Raw genomic sequence first — 22,848 nt, 5'->3', positions numbered from 1 at the left:
GCGGGCACGTCGCCGCGTCTCGCGGCTTGACGCATCGTCCGGCCCGGACTATAGACCCGTTCGAATTTCCGGTCATACCCGATGTCGATGATCGCGCCGTTGCGGTGGCGCGTCTCGGTCGGGCGTTACGTTAATCTGAAAGGTGATCCGATGTCACGCGCCTGCGAACTCACTGGCAAGGCTGTCCAGTCCGGCAACAATGTCAGCCACGCGAACAACAGGACGCGTCGCAAGTTTCTGCCGAATCTGTGCCAGGTCACGCTGATCTCCGACGCGATGGGCCAGCGCTATCGCCTGCGCATCTCGGCGCATGCGCTGCGTTCGGTCGAGCACCGCGGCGGTCTCGACGCGTTCCTGGCCAAGGCCGACGCGGCCGAGCTGTCGCAGCGCGCCCGCCTGCTGAAGCGCCAGATCGCCAAGAAGATCGCCGAGACGGCAGCCGCCTGATCAGGCGCTGAACGGGGCGCGCGAGCGCTCCTGACATCCGACATATCCGGGCCGGTCGCCTTCGGGCGCCCGGCACAAACTGGTTCCATCACCCAGGTTAAAAAAATGCAACTCCTGCGCATCTATCTGCTTCCCGTCATCGCCATGACGGCGATCGTGCTCGCGTCGAACGTCGCGGTGCAGTTCCCGGTCTTCGCCCAGATCGGCTCGCTGCAGCTGGCCGACATCCTGACCTATGGCGCCTTCACCTACGCCTTCGCGTTTCTCGTCACCGACCTGACCAACCGTCGCTATGGCCCGGCTATCGCCCGCCGCGTGGTCTATATCGGCTTTGCCGCCGCGGTCGCCTGCTCGATCGTCGTGCCGCCGGTGCTCTACGATCTCGGTTTCCTGGAATATGCGACGGCCGCCGAGCGACTGCTGCGCATCGCCGTCGCCTCGGGCGGGGCGTTCCTGGCCGCGCAGCTTCTCGACATCGCGGTGTTCAACCGCCTGCGCCAGGAGAGCTGGTGGCGGGCGCCGGCGGCGTCCTCGCTGTCGGGCTCGGTGGTCGACACAATCACCTTCTTCACCGTCGCGTTCGCGCCGGTCTTTCTGTTCCTCGGCCCCAATGACGGCTTCGCGCTGGAAAGCGCGCCGCTGCTCGGCCTGATGGCCGTGGAGGCCCCGCGCTGGGTGTCCTGGGCGATCGGCGATTTCACCGTGAAGCTGTTCATCGCGGTGTTCGCGCTGGTGCCGTACCGGATCATCATGCAGCACTTCATGCCGGCCCGGTCGGTGGCGGCCGCCGGCATCTGACACCCCTCAGTGGGTGCGTGCCTCGCCCTCGGCGAGGCGGAATTCCAGCACCATGTTGCGCTGGAAATACGAGCCGTTGTCGTCCGACATCAGCGTCAGCCGGGTCGCACCGGTCTCGTCGGTCCAGGCGTCGATGGCTTCCATGTTGTCGATTTCCTGGCCGAGATCGAAGGACGCGATCACCGGCCCGTCGACGAGGGCGCCGGGACGGATGGCGTCCGACGCGACCCGCCGGATCCGGATGCCGAGCCCGCCGACCCAGCCATTGTAGCGCCGCTCCAGGAGCAGGAGGTCGCCGCCTGGCAGGAACGTGCCGTCCGAGACCTCCCAGTCGGTATCCTTGCGCACCGTGAAGAGACCCGATCGCGGGCCGTCGAGGATTGCGGCGAAGAGATTGCCGGCGGGGTCGATGGAATGCTCGCTCACCGTCACCAGCGCGCCGGCCAGCGGCCCGGACGGCGGTGCGACCGCCAGCATCTCCAGCCCCTTGTTGCTGCGCAATTCGCGCCGCGGGATCGGCAGGGCGAGCGGCGACGGCCGGCTTGCCGCCATGCTGGGGGCGGCAGCGAAGGCGGCGATGCGGTGATCGCTCTCGAAGGACACGACGACCCTGTCGCCGTCGATCGCCAGTCCTTCAGCGTCGGCATCGCCCTTGCGGCGATGGGCCTGGCCGTCGGGGCCGAGGATCGGGTCGAGGGTCGCCTCGGCGATGCCGACCGGGCGGCCGGCGGCGTCCCGCGCGATGCGTCCGCCCAGCCAGTAGCCGGTGTCGGAGACCGCGAGGAAGCGGCTGCCCCGGTCGCGGAAGCGAAAGGCGGAGAGCCCCATCAGCCGGCTGTCATCGGACCAGAAGGAAAAGCCGCCGACGAAGTCGAGCGCGCCGAAGCGGATGCGCTCGGAATTCTTGTCGAACTGCGCGACGGGCTTGGCGGCGATGTCGAGGCTGCTGCCCGGGGCGGCGGGGGCGGTGGTGCCCAGGAAGAGGGCGCAGAGCGCCGCGATGCCGAAGCGCCGGCTGCGCCCGCCCATCAGCGTCCGGCGCCGCCTGCGCGGCGCCGCTGTCCGCGCCGGCCGCCGGCCTTCTCGTCCTCGAAGAGGTCGGCGAGCTGCTCTGTCATGGCGCCGGCCAGTTCCTCGGCATCGACGATGGTCACGGCGCGCCGGTAGTAGCGGGTGACGTCGTGGCCGATGCCGATGGCGAGGAGCTCGACCGGCGAGCGCGTCTCGATCTGCTCGATGACCGCCCGCAGGTGGCGTTCGAGATAATTGCCGGGGTTCACCGACAGGGTCGAATCGTCCACCGGGGCGCCGTCGGAGATCATCATCAGGATGCGGCGCTGCTCGGGCCGGGCGAGAAGCCGGTTGTGGGCCCAGATCAGCGCCTCGCCGTCGATGTTTTCCTTCAGCAGGCCCTCGCGCATCATCAGGCCGAGATTGCGCCGCGAGCGGCGCCAGGGCGAATCGGCGGATTTGTAGATGATGTGGCGCAGATCGTTGAGGCGGCCGGGCTTCTGCGGCTTGCCGGCCTTCAGCCAGGCCTCGCGCGCCTGCCCGCCCTTCCAGGCGCGGGTGGTGAAACCCAGCACCTCGACCTTGACGCCGCAACGCTCCAGCGTGCGCGCCAGGATGTCGGCGCAGGTGGCCGCGACGGTGATCGGACGGCCGCGCATGGAGCCGGAATTGTCGATCACCAGCGTCACGATCGTGTCGCGGAAATCGGTGTCGCGCTCCATCTTGAAGGACAGCGGCTGCATCGGGTCGATGACCATCCGGCTGAGCCGGGCGGGATCGAGATAGCCTTCCTCCAGGTCGAAGTCCCAGGAGCGGTTCTGCTGGGCCATCAGCCGGCGCTGCAGCCGGTTGGCCAGGCGGCCGACGACGCCCTGCAGGGTCGAGAGCTGCTTGTCGAGGAAGGCGCGCAGCCGGTCGAGCTCGGCCTCGTCGCACAGTTCCTCGGCGCCGATGGTCTCGTCGAAGGCCTGGGTGAAGACCTTGTAGTCGCTGTCGAGATTAAAGCCGTGCTGCGACTGGTTGGGGCGACGCGACTCGCCTGGCGTCTCGGTGTCCTGGCTGTCCTCGTCGGAGGGATCGTCGGCGGTCGCCTCGGAGGATTCGGCCTCGGCCGCCTCCTGGTTCTCGCCTTCGCTCTCGTTCTCCTGGGCCTCGGCCTCGTCGGTGCCGCTCTCCTTCTCGGAGCCGCCCTCGTCGGAATCGCGGGTCTGGTTGTCGCCCTGCTCTTCCTCGCTGTCGGTGTCGTCGCTCTCGTCCTCGTCGCCGAGGCTCTCGGCCATCTCCAGCGAGACCAGCATGTCGCGCATCGCCCGCGCGAAGGCCTGCTGGTCGCCGACGGTCTCGCTCAGCCGGTGGAACTTGGTGCCGGCCTTCTCGTCGATGAAGTCGCGCCACACGTCGACCAGCGCCGCGGCGCTGGGCGGGATCGGGCGGCCGGTCAGCTTCTCGCGCACCATCAGCGCCACGGCGTCCTCGATCGGCGCCTCGGCGCGGTCGGTGACGTCGGCGAGGTTGGAGCGGAAATACTTGTCCTCGAGCATCGTCGCGAGATTGTCGCCGACGCCGCGCATGGCATTGGCGCCGATCGCCTCGCAGCGGGCCTGCTCGACGGCGTCGTAGACGGCGCGGGCGCTGCGGCCGTCCGGCGACAGGCTGGAATGCAGCCTGGAATCGTGGCGCGCCTTGCGCAGCGCCATGGCGTCGGACAGGCCGCGGGTGACGCCGAGATCGGTCCTGGAGACGCGCTTGGGCAGGTCCGGCAGGCGGGCGCGCTGGCCGCTGAGGCCCGGACGCTCGGAGGCGTAGGTGACCTCGAGCTCGCCGTCGCCGGCGATCGCCCGCAGGCAGCCGGCGACGGCGCGCCGGAACGGCTCGCTATCGGCCGGCTTGCGGTCCGCAGGACGCGTGTTGTCGCCGATCTTGGCCATGGCCGCCTAGTCCAGAACGAGGTTGGCGGCGCTCTCCGGCAGTTCCTCGCCAAAGGCGCGCTGGTAGAACTCGGCGACGAGCGGGCGCTCCAGATCGTCGCACTTGTTCAGGAAGGTGAGCCGGAACGCAAAGCCCAGATCGCCGAAGATCTCGGCGTTCTCGGCCCAGGTGATCACCGTGCGCGGGCTCATCACCGTCGACAGGTCGCCATTGACGAAGGCCGAGCGGGTAAGGTCGGCGACGCGGACCATCTGGGACACGGTGTCGCGGCCTTCCTTGGTGGCGTAGGTCTTGGCCTTGGAGACGACGATCCCGACCTCGTGGTCGTGGGGCAGATAGTTCAGCGTCGTGACGATGGACCAGCGGTCCATCTGCGCCTGGTTGATCTGCTGGGTGCCGTGATAGAGGCCGGTCGTGTCGCCGAGGCCGACGGTGTTGGCCGTGGCGAACAGGCGGAAAGCCGGGTGCGGGCGGATGACGCGGCTCTGGTCGAGCAGGGTCAGCCGGCCGGAGGATTCCAGCACGCGCTGGATGACGAACATCACGTCCGGGCGGCCGGCGTCGTATTCGTCGAACACCAGCGCGACGTTGTTCTGGTAGGCCCAGGGCAGGATGCCGTCCTTGAACTCGGTGACCTGCATGCCGTCGCGCACGACGATGGCGTCCTTGCCGACCAGATCGATGCGGCTGACATGGCTGTCGAGATTGACGCGCACGCAGGGCCAGTTGAGGCGGGCCGCGACCTGCTCGATATGGGTCGACTTGCCGGTGCCGTGATAGCCCGAGACCATGACGCGCCGGTTCTTGGCGAAGCCGGCGAGGATCGCCAGCGTCGTCGGCTTGTCGAACAGATAGTCCGGGTCGATCTCGGGAACGTGCGGGTCGGACGCGGAAAAGGCCGGGACCGTCAGGTCGCTGTCGAACCCGAAGGTGTCACGCACCGAGACCGTGGTATCGGGCAGGGGGGCCACGTGATGTTCCGCTGCACTCATACTACCTCCAACGGTCCGGCAGCTCTCCGGCGAGCCTCGGGGACCAAGTCATCACTGTCGGTTTGCGGGCGAGAGGGCGGGGCCTCGACGGGCTCCGCGATCATCGCCGCATGGCGTTTGCGCACGCTGGTTTTCGGGGTGGCCGGCGCGTTCCCCTCGCGCTTAGCAAAAACCTGACTGTTTCAAAAGTTTGTAGGCCTGGATCACTTCGCGCAGCTTGTCCTCGGTGCCGCGGTCGCCGCCATTGGCATCGGGATGCAGCTGCTTGACGAGTTGTTTGTAGCGCGTGCGGATCGCTTCGCCACTCGCCTCGTCGGTGAGGTCCAGCGTCTCGAACGCCTTGTGCTCCAGCGACCGGACCTTGGGGCGCCGCGGCTGCGGGCGCCCGCCGCCCTCCTCCGGGAACAGGTCGAACGGGTCGCGCATGCGGCTGTTCCAGCGCTTGGCCCGCGCGGCGCTGGCCGCCTTGGCGCCGTTGCCGGCGGCCGTGCCATTATGCCCCATGGTCCATGTCGGCCGGTGTCCGGTCATGGAATCCTTGAGGTGCTGCTGGATGTCCTTGTCGTTCAGACCGGAGAAATAATTGTAGGACTTGTTGTACTGGCGCACGTGATCGACGCAGAAATGCAGGTACTGCCCTTCGTGGTCACGGCCCATCGGCGCCTTGTAGGAGCCCGGCTCGTTACAGCCTTCCCACGCGCAGACCTCGGCCCGGCGTGGCTCCGCCTTGCCCTTGGTCTTGCGCTTCCCCTTGACGCGGATCGCATCGAAATATTCGGAGTCGAGTTTCATCGCGTCCAATAATGGTGCCCGGGACCGGTGCGGACAAGAATTGACATCCCGGAAAAAGCCCGAAAATGCAGAGGGTCCGCCTGCTTCGCGCAAGCTTCGCTTGGCGCGGTGCGGCGACCGCTACTACAGGAGAGTGACTGCCATGAACACCAGGGCGAAGATCGAGACCAAGCTGGCCGAGGCATTTGCGCCGGAGCATCTGGAGATCATCGACGAGAGCCATCTGCATGCTGGTCACCACCACGCCGATAGCGACCATCACGCCACGTTCGACGGATCGGGCGAGACCCATTTCAGGGTGCGACTCGTGAGCGCGGCCTTTGCCGGCCAGAGCCGGGTGGCGCGCCACCGGGCGATCAACCGCGTCCTGCAGGATGAGCTGGACGCCGGCGTCCACGCCCTTGCCATCGAGGTTTCAGCGCCGGGCGAGGCGCGTCGCCGCTGATCGCATGCGGGAGTGCGGCAAGCGCGGCGCCTGACGGGAAACCCGACGCCGGGCCCGCGTCTCTGCCGCCGGAAGGCTGCGCCGCTCAGTCGCGGCGCGTCGCCTCGGGATCGGAGACCGTATCGGCGGCGTCGGATGATGCAGGCATGTCGTCGGTGTTCGTCAGGTCGGCGTCGACCGGGCGCGGTCCGGGGGACCATTCGTCCCGATCCGCCGCTTCGGTTCCGACCTCGCCGGTCTCGAAATCCGTCGCGTCCGGCTCGACCGTCTCGATGCCGTAGTCGTAATCGTCGATCTCGGGTTCGAGCAGTGCGACGGCCTCGCCGCTCGCCAGTGCATGATGGCCCCCCTTCTTGGGCGGAACCAGGATGGTGGCCGGCCGGATGCGCAGCTTGGCGATGCGGTTCTTCTCGCGCTTCAGGACGGTGAAGCGCTTGTGGAAGAAGGTGAAGGCCTGCCGCTCTTCCGGAATCGTCTGCGTCTCGTGGATGACCAGCCCGGCGATGGTCACCGCCTCCTCGTCCGGCAGGTTCCAGTCCAGCGCCCGGTTGAGGTCGCGGATCGGCACCTGGCCGTCGACGATGACCGAGCCGTCGGCCTCGATCTTGACGCCCTGCATGTCGACATCGTGCTCGTCGGCGATGTTGCCGACGATCTCCTCGAGAATGTCCTCCAGGGTGATCAGGCCTTCGACCTCGCCATATTCGTCGACGACGATGGCGAAATGGGTCTTGCGGCGCAGGAAGGCGTTGAGCTGGTCCTGCAGCGTCGTCGTCTCGGGCACGAACCACGGCTGGGCGCAGATCTTGAGGATGTCGACCTTGGCCGGGTCGTTGTCGACCTCGTGCAGCGCCCGCAGGATGTCCTTGGCATGCACCACGCCGACGATGTTGTCGTAATGGGTCCGCCAGACCGGCATGCGGGTATAGGGGCTTTCCAGGATCTGCCGCACCACCTCGATCGGGCCGTCATCGACATTCACCTGCCGCATGGCGGTGCGGTGGACCATGACGTCGGAGACTTCCAACTCGTGCAGGTCGAGCAGGCCACCGAGCCGGTTGCGGTCGGCATTGACCAGCGAGCCCTCGCGGTGGAGCACCTCGACGGCGCCGCGCAGTTCCTCGTGGGCGGTCAGGAGCGAGGCGCCGGATTCGAGACTCACCCCGAACAGCGCCAGGATTCGGCGGACGATCCAGTTGACCACGCGGGTCAGCGGGCCGAGCAGCGCCACCACCCAGCTCACCGGCCGCGAGACGGCCAGCGAGAACCCGTCCGGCCGGGCGATCGCCGCGGATTTCGGCAGCACCTCGCCGAAGATCACCACGATTACGGTCATGCCGATCGTTGCGTAGACGACGCCGGCCTGGCCGAACAGGCCGAGAAAGGCCGTGGTCGCCAGCGACGAGGCGAGGATGTTGACGAGGTTGTTGCCGATCAGAAGGGCGCCGATCAGCCGGTCCTTCTTCTCGATCAGCGTCTGGACGAGCGTGGCGCGGGCGTCGCCGTTCTTCTCGTAGCTCATCAGCCGGGCCCGCGAGACCGCGGTCAGCGCCGTCTCCGAGCCCGAGAAGAAGGCCGAGATGGCGACGAGGACCAGGACGATGCCGAGAAGGATCCAGAGGGTCACGCTCATCGGGTCAACTCTTCAGTCAGGAAGGCCTCGACGCCGGCCGGCGCGACGTCGCTGGCGATGAAAGCCTGGCCGATGCCGCGGGTGAGGATGAAGGTGAGGCTGCCGCGCCGGACCTTCTTGTCCTGGCCGATCCCGGCCATCAGCGTCGCCACGTCGAGCGGCGCGCCGGGGATCTCGGAAATCCGGGTCGGCAGGCCGACGGCGGCGAAATGTGCTTCGCAGCGCTCGGCATCGGCAGGCAGGCAGAGGCCGAGCTTGGCCGAGAAGCGATGCGCCAGCACGGTGCCGATGGCGACGCCCTCGCCATGGACGAGGCGCTTGGCGTCGTAGCCGACCGCTGCTTCCAGCGCGTGGCCGAAGGTGTGGCCGAGATTGAGCAGCGCACGGCTGCCTTCCTCGCGTTCGTCGGCGGCCACGACGGCGGCCTTGGCGATGCAGCTCTGGCGCACCGATTCGACCCGCTCGGGCCCGCCGGTGAAGATGGCCTCGCGGTTGGCGTCGAGCCAGGCGAAGAAGTCCGGCCGGTCGATCAGCGCCATCTTGGCGATCTCCGCGTAGCCGGCGGCGAATTCCCGCGGACTCAGCGTGTCCAAGAGGGCGGTGTCGGACAAAACGAGGGCCGGCTGGTGGAAGGCGCCGATCAGGTTCTTGCCGCGCGGCGAATTGATGCCGGTCTTGCCGCCGACGGAGGAATCCACCTGCGCCAGGAGCGTCGTCGGCATCTGCACGAAGCCCATGCCGCGGCGCACGATTGCGCTGGCGAAGCCCGCGAGATCGCCGATCACGCCGCCGCCGAGCGCGATGACCACGTCGCCGCGCTCGAGGCGCGCGCCGATGATCTGGTCGACGACGTCGGTGAGCTGCGCGAAGGACTTGGTCGTTTCGCCGGGCGGCACGACGATCTGTACATGGTCGATGCCGGCGGCCCTCAGCGCGATCGACAGCCGCTCGTAATGCAGGCCGGCGACCGTCGTGTCGGTGACGATGGCGGCGCGCACGCCGGGCAGGCGCCGGGCGATCTCCTCGCCGGCGGCGTCGATCAGGCCGGGGCCGATGACGATGTCGTAGCCGCGCGCGCCGAGCTCGACCCGGACGTGGCTGCGGGGCGCGGCCGGCGCGTCGGCGGTGGCGGCGGGAACACTGCTCATCGGTCGGTCTCCGTGGCGAGGTGGCGGTCCAGCGCCTCGATGATTTCCTGGGCGATCACGTCCCGCTTCACGTTGCGCGTCGGGATGGTGATGTCGGCTTCGGCATAGATGGGATAGCGGGTCTCGATCAGGCCGCGCATCACCGCGCGCGGATCGTCCTGCTTGAGCAGCGGGCGGTTGGCCCGGCGCCGGACGCGATCCATCAGCGTGTCGAGATCGGCCTTCAGCCAGACGGTGATCGCCGACTGCTTGAGAAGGCTGCGGGTCTCCTCGTGCATGTAGGCGCCGCCGCCGGTGGCCACGACCTGCGGCCCTTCGGCGGTGAGGCGGCCGACGACGCGCGCCTCCAGCGCCCGGAACTCCGGCTCGCCATAGGACTCGAACAGCTCCGGGATCGACATGCGCGAGACCAGCTCGATCTCGTGGTCGGTGTCGTGAAAGGGCAGGTCGAGAAGCGCCGCGAGCCGGCGTCCGACCGTGGTCTTGCCGGCGCCCATCAGGCCCACGAGGGTGACGGAACGCGTGCCCAGGCGGTCCTGGATGGTGTCGGTTCCGCCCGATGGCAATTCGCTTCTCATTGCGCCTTTCGCAGCCGTCCCACCCTTGCCGTATGCAAACATGAGGAAATCTTAAAGTTCGCCGTTTACCCCGTGAGGGGCTGCCCGTCTCGCTTGCGTTGCGTCCCGTTCGCGTTAGAAGCGGGCGATTGCAAGGGACGCCCACACCAAGGTGAGTTCGCCAGACCGCGATGCCGACCCTCGTCCGCCTCCTGACGACGCTCCTGATCCTTGCGGCCATCATCTACGGCATCATGGCGGCGCTCGTCTACTTCGTCGATCCGACCCGCCGGGAAACCACCGTGGAGATCCCGATGCCATCCGCCGAGCCCGCCGGCACGGGCGGCGGCCTGCGGCCATGAGCCCGGCGCCGGCCCCCGGCGCGCCCGCCGCCACGGGGCTTTCGGCCCGCGAGGGCGCCGACATCGAGACCTTTCTGGAGATGATGGCGGTCGAGCGCGGCGCGGCCGACAACACCGTCGCCGCCTATCGCCGCGATCTGGAGGACGCCGCCGGCTTCATGGCCGGGCAGGGCGGCTCGCTGATGACCGCCACCACCGAGGACATCCGCGCCTATGTCGGCCGGCTGGCCGCGCGCGGCTTTGCCGAGACCAGCCGTTCGCGCCGGCTGTCGGCACTGCGCCAGTATTACCGCTTCCTCTATGTGGAGGGCCGGCGCGGCGACGATCCGACCGGTCCGATCGAGGGGGCCCGCCGCAAGCGGCCGCTGCCCAAGGTGATGAGCGAGGACGAGGTCGACCGGCTGCTCGACCGGGCCGCCGCCGAGGCGGTCGATCCCGAACGCTCGCCCGCCGGTCTGGTGCGCGCCGCGCGCATGCATGCGCTGGTCGAGCTGCTCTATGCCACCGGCATGCGCGTCTCCGAACTGGTCAGCCTGCCGCGGGCCGTGCTGCGGGGCCGCCAGCGCATGATCGTGGTGCGCGGCAAGGGCGACAAGGAGCGCATGGTGCCGATCGGCGAGGCGGCGCGCGACGCGCTGATCCGCTTCGCCGAGGCCATGAAACTTGCCGGCGTCAGCGAGGAGGGGCGCTGGCTGTTCCCGGCCGTGTCGGAGACCGGCCACCTGACCCGCCAGGCCTTCGCCCGGGACCTGAAGGCACTGGCGGCCCGCGAGGGCATCCCCGCCGAGCGGATTTCGCCGCATGTGCTGCGCCACGCCTTCGCCAGCCATCTCCTGCAGAACGGCGCCGATCTCAGGGCGGTGCAGGAACTGCTCGGCCATGCCGACATCTCGACGACGCAGATCTACACCCATGTCCTGGAAGAGCGGCTGATCCGGCTGGTCACCGACCATCATCCCCTGTCGGACGAGAGCCGGCATTGATGCGCTGCACGGTTTTCTTGACAAGGGTGCGGCGCATGGCCAGTTTCCGCCGCAACACAGACGTTGCGCCGCGGGCGGGGCGCAGGCGGGCCAGACCCGCGTGCGCCGCGCGCCCTGCGGTCAGTCGGCCGTCGCGTCCGGTCGCCAAAATCTCGAAGGACGGCTCGACGCCGCGCACCCATGCATAATTATCTCGATTTCGAAAAACCTGTCGCTGATCTCGAAGGCCAGATCCTGGAACTCAAGAAGATCGAGGGCAAGGACGCCGTCGACGTCACCGACGAGATCCAGCGGCTGGAGAAGCGCTCCCGCGAGGCGTTGGCCGATCTGTATCGCAAGCTGACGCCTTGGCAGAAGACCCAGGTCGCGCGCCATCCCGACCGGCCGCACTGCCTCGACTACATCGCCGCCCTGATCACCGACTTCGTACCGCTGGCCGGCGACCGCTTCTATGCCGAAGACCACGCAATCATCAGCGGCTTCGGCCGCTTCGACGGCCAGTCCGTCGCGGTCATCGGCCAGGAGAAGGGTTCCGACACCCAGACCCGCCTGAAGCACAATTTCGGCATGGCGCGGCCCGAGGGCTACCGCAAGGCGGTGCGGGTGATGGAACTCGCCGAGCGCTTCCAGATCCCGGTGCTGACCTTCGTTGACACCGCCGGCGCCTATCCGGGCATCGGCGCCGAGGAGCGCGGGCAGGCCGAGGCGATCGCCCGCTCCACCGAGGCCTGCCTCAATCTGCGCGTGCCGATGGTCTCGCTGGTCATCGGCGAGGGCGGTTCGGGCGGCGCCATCGCCATCGCCACCGCCAACAAGGTCTTGATGCTGGAGCACGCCATCTATTCGGTGATTTCGCCGGAGGCCGGCGCCTCGATCCTGTGGCGGGACGCGACCCGGGCCCGCGACGTGGCGCAGGCGATGAAGATCACGGCGCAGGATCTCGCCGGCTTCGGCATCATCGACGGCATCATCGAGGAGCCGCTGGGCGGCATCCACCGGGCGCCCGCCGAGGGCATCGCGGCCGCCGCCGCGCGCGTGCGCGCCGCCTTCGCCGAGCTGGCCGAGCTCGACGGCGACGGCCTGCGCCGCCAGCGCCGCGAAAAGTTCCTCGCCATCGGGCGGAATCTCTAAAGCCTGTTGCCGGGCGGCAACGCCCTCCCGTTCCATTGGGCCTCAAGCTCTGCAAGGATGCTCCCGGACGACGTAAGGTGAGGGGCGAAATCAACGCAACCTGTCGTCGTCCGGCCTGTCGCCGGCAATCGATCTGATTTTGAACATTAACGATTGCTTAACGACGGTTGCGGCAGAACGGGGAAAGGCATGCGACGGGATATCCGACTTGGGATATGGCCGCCGCGATGGTCCGGGCGCTTCGCAGGCGCCGGTCCGAGTGGGGACGGCCGATGTGCCGTCAATGCGATGGGGATGAGGGGATGTTGTTTCGACGCCTCGTGACGGCCGCCGCGCTTGCGACAGCCATGTTCGCAGTTTCCGCCTGCCAGTACGAAGATCTGCTGCCCGCCGAAGCGCCGCTGCCGGCCGCTCTCGTGCAGGCGATCAAGTCGAACGGAATGGGCGTCAAGTCGCCGATCCTCGTCCGCCTCTACAAGGAAGAGTCGGACCTCGAGGTCTGGAAGCAGAAGACCGACGGCACCTACGCGCTTCTGAAGACCTACGAGATCTGCGCCTGGTCCGGCAAGCTCGGCCCGAAGAAGCAGGAAGGCGACCGTCAGGCGCCGGAGGGCTTCTACACGGTGACGCCGGCGCAGCTGAACCCGAATTCCAATTACCATCTCGCCCTGAACATGGGCTATCCGAACACCTATGACCGGGCCAATGGCCGGACCGGCTCGCATCTGATGATCCACGGCTCGTGCAACTCGTCCGGCTGCTACGCCATGGACGACGAGCAGGTGCAGGAAATCTATTCGCTCGCCCGCCATTCCTTCGAGGGCGGCCAGCGCGCCTTCCAGATCCAGGCCTATCCCTTCCGCATGACGCCGAAGAACATGGCGCGGCACCGCAATTCCGAGCATTACGACTTCTGGAAGATGCTGAAGAAGGGCTCGGACTATTTCGAGATGACCCGCCAGCAGCCCAATGTCGGCGTCTGCGACCGCCGCTACGTCTTCGACCAGAGCGCCGAGACGGTCGCCGGTCTGTCCGCCACGGGCGCCTGCCCGGACTTCTCCCTGCCGGCGCAGGTCGTCGCCAAGGTGGAAGCCGACCATGCCGAGGAGGAGAAGATCGCCTCGAGCTTCTCGCCGAGCGACTTCGCCGAGACCTCGACCTTCAGCTATCGCTCCGGCCAGCCGATCACGCCCGAGGCCTATGCCCAGGAGCAGCATCGCCGCGAGGGCTACGACCGCGAAGGCAACCGCGTCAGCGGTGGCGGCGGCGGCGGCGGCTCGATCTTCTCGAGCTTCCTGAAATAGCGCAGCCGGACGACGGCGGGGCGATCAGGCCCTGCCGGACCATCCGGTCAGGAAAAGCCCGCGGCACCCGTCGCGGGCTTTTTCGTGTCCGGGCGGGAGGCCTTGCGTTCGCCTTCGCGCGCGGCGGTGGTCTGGCCAGAGCCCGGAGGCCTGATCGGGTCCGTACCGCGACCGGCGCGACGAAAGAGCGCCCCTGCGCCCGGGCATGAAAAAGGCCGCCGGACCTTTTCGGATCCGGCGGCCTTGATGCTGTCGCTGCGGTCTGCCTCAGACGAAGGCGCCGTGGCAGTGCTTGAACTTCTTGCCCGAGCCGCAGGGGCAGGGCTCATTGCGGCCGACCTGGCCCCAGCTGTCCGGGTTTTCCGGATCGCGGCGCAGGCCGTCGGCGGCGGCCGGGGTGAAGTTGGCGGTCAGCCGCTCGGCGCCGTCGCCCATCTCGTCGACGCCGGTGGTGGCGTCGAAGTGATGTGCCTCCATGGCCGGCACCTGGGGCGCCGGCTGGCGCTGCTCGGGCTGGACGATCTCGACCCGGGTGAGCTGCGAGGTGGTGCGCTCGCGCAGATTGCCCAGCATCGCCTCGAACAGCTCGAAGGATTCCGACTTGTACTCGTTCAGCGGATCGCGCTGGGCGTAGCCGCGGAAGCCGACGACCGAACGCAGATGGTCGAGATTGACCAGATGCTCGCGCCACAGGGCGTCCAGCGTCTGCAGGACGATGTTGCGCTGGACATAGGTCATTACCTGCGGGCCGAAGCGCTCGGCCTTCTCGGCGGCGGCGCGGTCGGCATGGTCGCGGATACGCTCGCGGATGTCGTCCTCGGCGATGCCTTCCTCGTTCGCCCATTCGGTGATCGGCAGGTCGAGATTGAGGAATTCCAGCGCCTCCGCCTTCAAAGCCTCGGTCTCCCACTGCTCCGGATAGGCCTTTTCCGGAATGTGCCGCGAGACGATGCCGTCGATCGTGGCGTGGCGCATGTCCGCCACGGCCTCGTCGAGCTCTTCGGAATCCATTAGCTCGATGCGCTGCTCGAAGATGACGCGACGCTGGTCGTTCATCACGTCGTCGTACTTCAACAGGTTCTTGCGGATGTCGAAATTGCGGGCCTCGACCTTCTTCTGGGCCTTCTCCAGCGCCTTGTTGATCCACGGATGGACGATGGCCTCGTCCTCCTTGAGACCCAGCTTGGTCAGCATCGAATCCATGCGGTCGGACCCAAAGATGCGCATCAGGTCGTCCTGCAGGGACAGGTAGAACTTGGAGCGGCCCGGATCGCCCTGGCGGCCGGAACGGCCGCGCAGCTGGTTGTCGATGCGCCGGCTTTCATGGCGCTCGGTGGCCAGCACGTAGAGGCCGCCGGCCTCGATGGCGCTTTCCTTCAGCCGCTTGATGTCGGCCTTGATGGCCTCTTCCTTGGCGGTGCGCTCCGGTCCCTCGGCCATGTCGGCGAGTTCGCGATCGATGCGCATCTCGGCATTGCCGCCGAGCTGGATGTCGGTGCCGCGGCCGGCCATGTTGGTGGCGATGGTCACCGCGCCCGGCACGCCGGCTTGGCTGACGATATAGGCCTCCTGCTCATGGTAGCGGGCGTTGAGGACCTGGAAGTCCTTCAGCCCGTCCTGGCGCAGGCGCTCGGCCAGAAGCTCGGACTTCTCGATGGAGGTCGTGCCGACGAGGATCGGCTGGCCGCGCTTGGCGCAGTCCTGGATCTCGCGGCTGATCGCCCGGAACTTCTCCTCGACCGTGCGATAGACCTCGTCGTCCTCGTCGATGCGCTGGATCGGCAGGTTGGTCGGGATCTCGATGACGTCCAGGCCGTAGATGTCGCCGAATTCGGCGGCTTCCGTCTGGGCCGTACCGGTCATGCCGGCCAGCTTGTCGTACATGCGGAAATAGTTCTGGAAGGTGATCGAGGCCAGCGTCTGGTTCTCGGGCTGGACGGTGACGCCTTCCTTGGCCTCCAGCGCCTGGTGCAGGCCTTCCGAGAAGCGCCGGCCCGGCATCATGCGGCCGGTGAACTCGTCGATGATGACCACTTCGTCGTTACGCACGATGTAGTCCTTGTCGCGCTGGAACAGCGCGTGGGCCTTCAATGCGTTGTTGACGTGGTGGACGATGGCGACGTTCTCGATGTCATAGAGCGAATCGCCGACGAGATGGCCGGCAGCCTCCAGAAGCCGCTCCAGCTTCTCGGTGCCGTCCTCGGTGAAGGTCACCGTGCGCTGCTTCTCGTCGATGTCGTAGTCGCTCTTGTCGAGCTGCGGGATGAACCCGTCGATCGTCATGTAGAGCTCGGACCGGTCGTCGAGCGGACCGGAGATGATCAGCGGCGTGCGCGCCTCGTCGATCAGGATCGAATCGACCTCGTCGACGATGGCGTAGCGATGGCCGCGCTGGACCATCTGGCTGCGCTCGTACTTCATGTTGTCGCGCAGATAGTCGAAGCCGAGCTCGTTGTTCGTCGCGTAGGTGACGTCGCAGGCATAGGCCGCACGGCGCTCCTCGTCGGACATGCCGTGGACGATGATGCCGACGGTCAGGCCGAGGAAGCGGTAGAGACGTCCCATCCATTCCGCGTCGCGGCGGGCGAGGTAGTCGTTGACGGTGACGACGTGGACGCCCTTGCCCTCGAGCGCGTTCAGATAGACGGCGAGGGTGGCGACGAGGGTCTTGCCCTCGCCGGTCTTCATCTCGGCGATGGCGCCGGAATTGAGCACCATGCCGCCGATCATCTGAACGTCGAAATGGCGCATGCCGAGAGCACGCTTGGCGCCCTCGCGCACCACGGCGAAGGCCTCGATCAACAGATCGTCGACGGTCTTGCCGGCGGCGATCTCGCTGCGGAACGTCTCGGTTTGTGCCCGCAGCTCGTCGTCGGTGAGTGCGGCGATGTCGGCTTCGCGTGCCGCGACCGCCTTGACCCGGGCGTCGTAGCGTCGAACGACCCGGTCGTTCGCCGAACCCAACAACTTACGGGCGAGCCCGCCAATACTGACCATAACCGGTCCTTCCAAAAGATATCGCACCGTCGATGCCGTGGCCGGCTTGCAGGCCGATGCCACCGATCCTACCAACTTGCAGAATTTCGGGAGGCTTCAAACTTTGCGGAAGTCGGCTGGACTTTCGGTTGGCGCGAGAGATAAGAGGGGGCCAAACCGATGTCAACGGCGCGCCCGGGAGGCGACCGCGCCGTCGAGGCGGGACGAACAGAAGCGGCTGCATCTCTTGCCGCAGGCACCTTCGGCCGTCTCTCCCGTTCCCTCGGACTGCCCATCCAACGCTATCGCAAGGACGTTCTTTGCCATGAACACCGCTTTTCGTTCGACCCTTCTGGCCGGCGCGCTGGTCTTCGCCGCTTTCGGCACCGCTGCCCATGCCGCCGACGAGGACGTCGTCGCCCGGGTCGGATCGGAAGAGATCACCGAGCGCGACCTGAAGGCGGCCGCGGCCGAGGTCGGCGAGCAGTTCGCCCGCCTGCCGGCCGACCAGCGCAAGCTCGCCGTCCTGTCGGCGCTGATCGACATCAAGGTGCTGGCGCGCCAGGCCGAGGCCGAGGCGCTGCAGGACGATCCCGAGGTCGCCGCCCAGATCGACTTCCTGCGCGAGCGCACGCTGCACAACGCCTATTTCGCCCGCAACGGCGTCGCCAACATCACCGAGGAAGAGCTGAAGGCCCGCTTCGAGAAGGAAGTCGCGGCAATGCCGGCGACCGAGGAGGTCCATGCCCGGCACATCCTCCTGAAGACCAAGGAAGAGGCGGAGGCGGTGATCGCCAAGCTCGACGGCGGCGCCGACTTCGTCGAACTCGCCAAGGAAAGCTCCACCGGTCCCTCGGGCCCCGAGGGCGGTGACCTGGGCTTCTTCAGCGCCGGCCAGATGGTGCCGGAGTTCGAGAAGGTGGCCTTCACCATGGAGCCGGGCACCTACACCAAGGAGCCGGTCCAGACCCAGTTCGGCTGGCACGTGATCAAGGTCGAGGAGAAGCGCGAGGCGCCGAAGCCCGAATTCGACGCGGTGAAGGACCAGGTCCGCCAGGTCGTGCTGCGCGAGAAATATATGGGCCTCGTCCAGAAGGCCCGCGACGACCTGCCGGTCGAATATGTCGATCCGGCGATGAAGAGCCAGGTCGAGGCGCTGGAGAAGTCGATGGATCCCGCGGCCGCTCCGGCCGCGCCCGCCGAGCAGTAGGCGGTCGGCGATCCCATGGCCCAGTCCACCCCGGTCTCGCCTCTCGCCCCCACGGAACTGGCCGCGCTGCCGCCGATCGACGGCATGCGCATCGCCACGGCCGCGGCGGGGATCAAGTACAAGGGGCGCACCGACGTCCTGATGATGGTGTTCGACGCGCCGGCCGCGGTGGCGGGCGTCTTCACCACCTCGCGCTGTCCCTCGGCGCCGGTCGACCATTGCCGCGCGAGCCTCGGCGGCGGCACGGCGCGGGCCGTCGTGGTCAATTCCGGCAATGCCAACGCCTTCACCGGCCGGCGCGGCCGGCAGGCGACCGAGGCCACCGCCGAGGCGGCCGCCGACGCCGTGGGTGCGACGCCGCGCGAGGTGTTTCTCGCCTCGACCGGGGTGATCGGCGAGCCGCTCGACGCCCACAAGTTCACCGGCCTCCTGGCAGGTCTCGCGGAAACGGCGGGCGCCGATGGCTGGCGCTCTGCGGCCGACGCGATCATGACCACCGACACCTATCCCAAGCTCGCCACCCGGCAGGTGGCGGTCGACGGGGTGACGGTGACGATCAACGGCATCGCCAAGGGCGCCGGCATGATCGCCCCCGACATGGCGACGATGCTGTCCTTCGTGGCGACCGACGCGGCGATCGCCGCGCCGGCCCTGCAGGCGATGCTGAGCCAAGCCGTCGCGCCGAGCTTCAATTCGGTGACGGTGGACAGCGACACCTCGACCTCCGACACGCTGCTGCTTTTCGCCACCGGCGCGGCCGCGGCGCGTGGCGGCGCTACGATCGAGACCGCCGACGATCCGCGGCTCGACGGTTTCCGGGTGGCGCTGAGCGAGCTGCTTCTCGATCTCGCCCGGCAGGTGGCGCGGGACGGCGAGGGCGCCCGCAAGGAGATCCAGGTCACCGTCGAGGGCGCGACCAGCGACGCGGCGGCCAAGCGCATCGCCCTGTCGATCGCCAATTCGCCGCTGGTCAAGACCGCCGTCGCCGGCGAGGACGCCAATTGGGGCCGCGTCGTCATGGCCGTCGGCAAGGCCGGCGAGGAAGCCGACCGCGACCGGCTGGCGATCCATTTCGGCGACATCCGCGTCGCCGTCGACGGCGAGCGCGACCCGGATTATTCGGAAGATGCCGCTGCGGCCGTCATGCGCCGCGCCGAGATTCCGATCCGGGTCGATCTCGGCCTCGGGCAGGGGCGCTGGACCGTCTATACCTGCGATCTCACCAAGGAATATGTCGCGATCAATGGCGATTACCGAAGCTGAGAAGATGCGGCAGCTGGCCGTGGTGCGACGCCTTGAGGCGGCGGGCTTTCGCGCCTGGCCCGCTTCCTCGACCGGGTTCGACGGCACCTGGGCGGTGCGGGTCACCGCCTCGTTCCCGGCCAAGCGGCTGAACTCCGTCAATCCGCTCGATCCGTCCGACAATTCCGACATTCCCTCGCGGCTGCAGCGGGCGGCCAAGACCTTTGCCGAGCATGGCCGCTCGATCATGGTCCGCCAGTCGCCGCTGGCCCCGCCCGACCTCGTCGCCCATCTCGACGAGAAGGGCTGGTCGCGCTTCGACGAATCCCTGGTGATGACCGCCGATCTGGGCAGTCTCGACCTCGCCGGGCAGGTGGATCGCATCCCGATCCGCGACATGAACCGCTATGTCGAGGCGAGCCTGGCGGTGCATGAGCGCGCGGCCGCGCTGCGCTCGGGGCTGACCGGCGTGCTGGAATCGATCCGGCCGCCGACGGGCCTGTTCATCCGCGAGAACAAGGACGGCTCGCCGGTCGCCGTGGCGCTGGCGATCCACGACAACGACCTGGCTGGACTGCTCGACGTCGCCGTGCATCGCACGGAGCGCCAGCGCGGCGTCGGCCGCGACCTCGTCAAGACGGCGCTGCGCTATACCGCCCACAAGGGTGCCAGGACCGCCTGGGTGCAGGTCGAGGCCGACAACGCGGCCGGCCTGTCGCTCTATCGCTCGCTCGGCTTCAACGAGGCCTATCGCTACGTCTACCGCGCCCCGCCGGGCGGCGGCGCGTGAGCGGGCCGGGGCAGCGCCTGCTGCTGGTCGTCGCCTGCGCGCTGGTCGATTCCGACGGCCGCATCCTCATCGCCGAACGGCCTGCCGGCAAGGCGCTGGCCGGCCTGTGGGAGTTTCCCGGCGGCAAGCTCGAGCCGGGCGAGACGCCCGAGGCGACGCTGATCCGCGAATTGCGCGAGGAACTGGGCATCGAGACGAAGGCGGCGTGCCTGGCGCCGCTGACCTTTGCCAGCCATTCCTATGACGACTTCCACCTCCTGATGCCGCTCTATGTCTGCCGGCGCTACGAGGGCATCGCCATGCCGCGCGAGGGCCAGCGGCTGAAATGGGTCCGGCCGGCGCAATTGCGCGACTATCCGATGCCGCCGGCCGACGAGCCGCTGATCCCGCATCTGATCGAGCTGCTCTGAGCCGTCCCGCCAGCGCTTCGGTGGGCCGGCAACGCGCCGGGTGGCAGCGTGCGCGGCGGCGTGCATTCCCGGCTTAAGGGCTCCTTCACCATCCGCTGGCATGATCGGACCCTCACTTCCGCCTTGCGAGGGGACCATGCGCACGATCGACAGGCACGAGGATCGGATCGAGGAGCCGGCGTCGGACACCCCGGCGACGGGCACCGGTCTGTTCCGCGCCACGCTGCTGTTCGGCGCACTGGCGGTGTTCCTGTCGCTGCTGGTGCCGCCGATCGCCGAACGCAGCGCCAGCTATGTGGCCGGCGACAATCGTCCCGATCTCGACATGATGGCGACGGGCTCCGTCGCGAAGTCCAGCGAATACACCCTGCGCCGCAGCGTCCTGCAGCCGGTCGATGCCGCCCCGTGCGTGATCTACGCCGACGGCCGCCGCCTCGGCAGCTGCTGAGGGTATTTGGCGCGCACACGGAGGCGCGGTGCAGGGACGGCAGGATGTCTCCGCCGTGCTTTCGATGCGATCCAACCGATCGAGACCCGTCGCCCCGGGGCCGATCTGTCGCCAAACCGCTTTTTGCCGGAGCGCCAAAGCTGCTATGGCACGGCGGTGACGAAACTTGATCCTTCCCCCTCGCTGCGCAGCGCCGTCTATGGCGCGCCGCTTTCCGGTCTCGTGGACGTGCCGGCCGGCGCCGTGCAACTGTCGCCGCTGCGGCCCGGCGCCGAGACGCTGGAGGCCCAGCCCGACGCGGCCTTCGCCGAACTGGTGATCGCCGCGCCCCCCGGCTCCATCGAGCGGCGCTTCGTGCTGGCCCATGCCCTGCGCACGCTGGCCCCCGGTGGCGCGATGACGGTGCTGGCGGCCAAGGACAAGGGCGGTCAGCGCCTGCGCGGCGAGCTGGAAGCCTTCGGGTGCGACGTCGCCGAGCATTACAAGTCGCGCCAGCGCGTCTGTTCGCTGGTGCGGCCGGAGACGCTGCACGGTCTTCAGGACGCGATCGCGGCGGGCGCGCCTGTCACGGTCGGGGAGATCGGGCTGCGCTCCCAGCCGGGGATCTTCTCGTGGAACCGGGTCGATCCGGGAACGTCGCTCTTGCTGCGCCATCTGCCGAAGCTGGCCGGGCGCGGCGCCGATCTCGGCGCCGGGCTGGGCGTCCTGTCGCAGGCCGTCCTGGCTTCCCCGGCGGTCGAGGAGCTGACGCTGGTCGAGATCGACCGCCGCGCCGTCGAGGCGTCGAAGGTCAACGTCACCGATCCGCGGGCGCGCTTCGTCTGGGCCGACGCCCGCGAAACGGCGCTGAGCGATCTCCACTTCATCGTCTCGAACCCGCCCTTCCACAGCGAGGGGATCGAGGATCGCGGGCTCGGCCAGGCCTTCATTACGGCAGCGGGGCGGATGCTGCGGCGGTCCGGCACGCTGTATCTCGTGGCCAACCGGCACATGCCCTACGAGGAGGTGCTGCGCACGGCCTTCAGGAGCGTGAAGCCGCTGGCCGACGAGGCCGGCTACAAGATCTTCGAGGCGCGCAAGTGACCAAGACGCCGACATCGCGGCTCGACCGGCTGCTCGCCAATATGGGCTACGCCTCGCGGCGCGAGATCCAGATGCTGGCCAGGAACGGCCGCATCCAACTCGACGGCGCAGCCTTCCACGACGCCGACAAGCGGATCGCGCTGACGCCCGACCTGGAGACGCGGCTGGTTGTCGACGGCGAGGCGCTCGATCCCTTGCCCGGCTTCGCGCTGATGCTGCACAAGCCGCTCGGCGTGACCTGCTCGCACAAGGAGGCGGGGCCGCTGGTCTACGATCTCCTGCCGCAGCGCTGGCGCCGGCGCGACCCCGCCATCTCGACGGTCGGCCGGCTCGACAAGGAGACGTCCGGCCTCTTGCTGATGACCGACGACGGCAAGCTCCTGCATCGCATCATCTCGCCGAAGCGGCATGTCGCCAAGCGCTATCGCGTCCATCTGGCCCGGTCGATGACCGGCGACGAGGCTGCGCTCTTCGCCGCGGGCACGTTGATGCTGGAGGGCGAGGAGAAGCCGCTGGCGCCGGCGGAGCTGGAGGTCGTCGGCCCCCAGGAAGCGCTGCTCGAGGTTCACGAGGGGCGCTACCATCAGGTGCGCCGGATGTTCGCGGCGACGGGCAACCATGTCGAGGCGCTGCACCGCGAATCCGTCGGCGGCCTGAGCCTTCCGGCCGACCTCGCACCCGGCGCGATCCGCCGGCTGGACGATGCCGATCTGGCCGCGATCTTCGACGGCGGACGCCGAAGCGACGGCTGATCGCTGCGCGCGGGCACGGCCGGACCGGAACCGCGCCCGCCACGGGAGCCGGCCGGATCGCCAGTATGATCGGATTCCGCGCTTCGACCCTGGCATGTAAGGACAGCACCGCCGGCAGCGATGCTGTCCTGTCGCGGCTGGGCGTCGTCCTGCGTCAGGCGTGTTCGAGCGCGCTCGCGGACTGCATCGCCAAGACGTCGTTGGCCGAGATCGCCTTGCCGCCGATGCCCCATTCGCCGCTGGCCAGCTCCTGGATCCGGACCCAGGTGACGCCGCGCATCGCTTCGCCCTCGATCCTGACCATGGCCTCGGTGACCGTTTCGATCATCTCCTTCTTCTGTTCCGGCGTGAAGACGCCCTTGATGAGTTGAATATCGACAAGCGGCATATCCGTTCTCCATTGCT

The 22,848-nt window shown here is 68.2% G+C and carries 22 protein-coding genes and 1 pseudogene; 14 read left to right on the top strand and 9 right to left on the bottom strand.

What is annotated here, in order from left to right:
- Nucleotides 1-150 precede the first annotated feature (150 nt).
- A complete protein-coding gene (gene rpmB / locus SI859A1_RS15910; protein ID WP_009210727.1) occupies nucleotides 151-447 on the top strand; it encodes a 50S ribosomal protein L28 in 297 nt (98 codons plus the stop codon).
- A 105-nt stretch (nucleotides 448-552) separates the two neighbouring features.
- Nucleotides 553-1,245: a queuosine precursor transporter gene (locus SI859A1_RS15905; protein ID WP_009210726.1), complete on the top strand. Its 693-nt coding sequence runs from the start codon at nucleotides 553-555 to the stop codon at nucleotides 1,243-1,245.
- 6 nt (nucleotides 1,246-1,251) lie between these two features.
- Here the strand turns inward: SI859A1_RS15905 and SI859A1_RS15900 are convergent, their stop codons facing one another.
- The 4 genes from SI859A1_RS15900 to SI859A1_RS15885 all read right to left on the bottom strand — a co-directional run bounded on the left by SI859A1_RS15900 (nucleotide 1,252) and on the right by SI859A1_RS15885 (nucleotide 5,969).
- Nucleotides 1,252-2,274 (bottom strand): esterase-like activity of phytase family protein, encoded by a 1,023-nt coding sequence (locus tag SI859A1_RS15900; protein WP_009210725.1) that lies wholly within the window; start codon nucleotides 2,272-2,274, stop codon nucleotides 1,252-1,254.
- The gene (gene cobT / locus SI859A1_RS15895; RefSeq protein WP_009210724.1) at nucleotides 2,274-4,184 is read right to left on the bottom strand and encodes a cobaltochelatase subunit CobT; all 1,911 of its coding nucleotides are present in this window, start codon (nucleotides 4,182-4,184) and stop codon (nucleotides 2,274-2,276) included. Before cobT ends, SI859A1_RS15900 begins: the two co-directional genes overlap by 1 nt.
- A gap of 6 nt (nucleotides 4,185-4,190) precedes the next feature.
- Nucleotides 4,191-5,177, bottom strand: a complete 987-nt coding sequence (gene cobS, locus SI859A1_RS15890; RefSeq protein WP_009210723.1) for a cobaltochelatase subunit CobS — start codon at nucleotides 5,175-5,177, stop codon at nucleotides 4,191-4,193.
- A 162-nt stretch (nucleotides 5,178-5,339) separates the two neighbouring features.
- Complete coding sequence (locus SI859A1_RS15885; protein ID WP_009210722.1) at nucleotides 5,340-5,969, bottom strand: J domain-containing protein; 630 nt, start codon at nucleotides 5,967-5,969, stop codon at nucleotides 5,340-5,342.
- 142 nt (nucleotides 5,970-6,111) lie between these two features.
- Between SI859A1_RS15885 and SI859A1_RS15880 the strand changes: the two genes are divergently transcribed.
- Nucleotides 6,112-6,414, top strand: coding sequence for a BolA family protein (locus SI859A1_RS15880; RefSeq protein ID WP_009210721.1), 303 nt, complete (start codon nucleotides 6,112-6,114; stop codon nucleotides 6,412-6,414).
- 376 nt (nucleotides 6,415-6,790) lie between these two features.
- Here the strand turns inward: SI859A1_RS15880 and SI859A1_RS15875 are convergent.
- The 3 genes and pseudogenes from SI859A1_RS15875 to SI859A1_RS15865 form a co-directional block, all read right to left on the bottom strand.
- Nucleotides 6,791-8,047 (bottom strand): annotated as a pseudogene (locus SI859A1_RS15875) (HlyC/CorC family transporter); the annotation flags it as partial.
- Nucleotides 8,044-9,195, bottom strand: coding sequence for a 3-dehydroquinate synthase (gene aroB, locus SI859A1_RS15870; RefSeq protein ID WP_009210719.1), 1,152 nt, complete (start codon nucleotides 9,193-9,195; stop codon nucleotides 8,044-8,046). The gene aroB and the pseudogene SI859A1_RS15875, both read right to left, overlap by 4 nt.
- Nucleotides 9,192-9,773, bottom strand: a complete 582-nt coding sequence (locus SI859A1_RS15865) for a shikimate kinase (protein ID WP_009210718.1) — start codon at nucleotides 9,771-9,773, stop codon at nucleotides 9,192-9,194. The genes aroB and SI859A1_RS15865 overlap by 4 nt, the downstream gene beginning before the upstream one ends.
- Before the next feature lie 170 nt (nucleotides 9,774-9,943).
- Between SI859A1_RS15865 and SI859A1_RS21870 the strand changes: the two genes are divergently transcribed.
- The 4 genes from SI859A1_RS21870 (at nucleotide 9,944) to SI859A1_RS15850 (ending at nucleotide 13,532) form a co-directional block, all read left to right on the top strand.
- Complete coding sequence (locus SI859A1_RS21870; protein WP_085931400.1) at nucleotides 9,944-10,114, top strand: hypothetical protein; 171 nt, start codon at nucleotides 9,944-9,946, stop codon at nucleotides 10,112-10,114.
- Entirely contained in the window at nucleotides 10,111-11,097 is a 987-nt protein-coding gene (locus SI859A1_RS15860) for a site-specific tyrosine recombinase XerD (protein WP_009210717.1), read from the top strand. Before SI859A1_RS21870 ends, SI859A1_RS15860 begins: the two co-directional genes overlap by 4 nt.
- Before the next feature lie 180 nt (nucleotides 11,098-11,277).
- On the top strand, nucleotides 11,278-12,228 hold the full coding sequence (locus SI859A1_RS15855) for an acetyl-CoA carboxylase carboxyltransferase subunit alpha (RefSeq protein WP_009210716.1): 951 nt from the start codon (nucleotides 11,278-11,280) through the stop codon (nucleotides 12,226-12,228).
- 347 nt (nucleotides 12,229-12,575) lie between these two features.
- Nucleotides 12,576-13,532 (top strand): L,D-transpeptidase family protein, encoded by a 957-nt coding sequence (locus tag SI859A1_RS15850; RefSeq protein WP_338024723.1) that lies wholly within the window; start codon nucleotides 12,576-12,578, stop codon nucleotides 13,530-13,532.
- 267 nt (nucleotides 13,533-13,799) lie between these two features.
- On the opposite strand, the gene secA is transcribed toward SI859A1_RS15850, so the two are convergent.
- Complete coding sequence (gene secA, locus SI859A1_RS15845; RefSeq protein ID WP_009210714.1) at nucleotides 13,800-16,529, bottom strand: preprotein translocase subunit SecA; 2,730 nt, start codon at nucleotides 16,527-16,529, stop codon at nucleotides 13,800-13,802.
- A 304-nt stretch (nucleotides 16,530-16,833) separates the two neighbouring features.
- Here secA and SI859A1_RS15840 point away from each other — a divergent pair, with 304 nt between their 5' ends.
- From SI859A1_RS15840 to SI859A1_RS15810, 7 genes are all read left to right on the top strand, one after another.
- Entirely contained in the window at nucleotides 16,834-17,718 is an 885-nt protein-coding gene (locus SI859A1_RS15840) for a peptidylprolyl isomerase (RefSeq protein WP_040325906.1), read from the top strand.
- Between the two features lie 15 nt (nucleotides 17,719-17,733).
- Entirely contained in the window at nucleotides 17,734-18,981 is a 1,248-nt protein-coding gene (gene argJ, locus SI859A1_RS15835) for a bifunctional glutamate N-acetyltransferase/amino-acid acetyltransferase ArgJ (protein ID WP_009210712.1), read from the top strand.
- The gene (locus SI859A1_RS15830; protein WP_009210711.1) at nucleotides 18,950-19,750 is read left to right on the top strand and encodes a GNAT family N-acetyltransferase; all 801 of its coding nucleotides are present in this window, start codon (nucleotides 18,950-18,952) and stop codon (nucleotides 19,748-19,750) included. The genes argJ and SI859A1_RS15830 overlap by 32 nt, the downstream gene beginning before the upstream one ends.
- On the top strand, nucleotides 19,747-20,160 hold the full coding sequence (locus SI859A1_RS15825) for a (deoxy)nucleoside triphosphate pyrophosphohydrolase (protein WP_009210710.1): 414 nt from the start codon (nucleotides 19,747-19,749) through the stop codon (nucleotides 20,158-20,160). The genes SI859A1_RS15830 and SI859A1_RS15825 overlap by 4 nt, the downstream gene beginning before the upstream one ends.
- 136 nt (nucleotides 20,161-20,296) lie before the next feature.
- Nucleotides 20,297-20,608 carry a hypothetical protein gene (locus SI859A1_RS15820; RefSeq protein WP_050767562.1) on the top strand — a complete coding sequence of 104 codons (312 nt, stop codon included), beginning with the start codon at nucleotides 20,297-20,299 and terminating at the stop codon, nucleotides 20,606-20,608.
- A 156-nt stretch (nucleotides 20,609-20,764) separates the two neighbouring features.
- On the top strand, nucleotides 20,765-21,691 hold the full coding sequence (locus SI859A1_RS15815; RefSeq protein ID WP_009210709.1) for a class I SAM-dependent methyltransferase: 927 nt from the start codon (nucleotides 20,765-20,767) through the stop codon (nucleotides 21,689-21,691).
- A complete protein-coding gene (locus tag SI859A1_RS15810; RefSeq protein ID WP_009210708.1) occupies nucleotides 21,688-22,443 on the top strand; it encodes a pseudouridine synthase in 756 nt (251 codons plus the stop codon). The genes SI859A1_RS15815 and SI859A1_RS15810 overlap by 4 nt, the downstream gene beginning before the upstream one ends.
- Before the next feature lie 154 nt (nucleotides 22,444-22,597).
- Here the strand turns inward: SI859A1_RS15810 and SI859A1_RS15805 are convergent, their stop codons facing one another.
- Nucleotides 22,598-22,831 carry a tautomerase family protein gene (locus SI859A1_RS15805; protein ID WP_040325904.1) on the bottom strand — a complete coding sequence of 78 codons (234 nt, stop codon included), beginning with the start codon at nucleotides 22,829-22,831 and terminating at the stop codon, nucleotides 22,598-22,600.
- Nucleotides 22,832-22,848: the final 17 nt, after the last annotated feature.

The sequence above is a fragment of the Aurantimonas manganoxydans SI85-9A1 genome (assembly GCF_000153465.1).
Lineage (GTDB): Bacteria > Pseudomonadota > Alphaproteobacteria > Rhizobiales > Rhizobiaceae > Aurantimonas > Aurantimonas manganoxydans.
The sequence above is the reverse complement of the archived record's forward strand: the minus strand, read 5'-3'. Positions and strand labels throughout refer to the sequence as shown.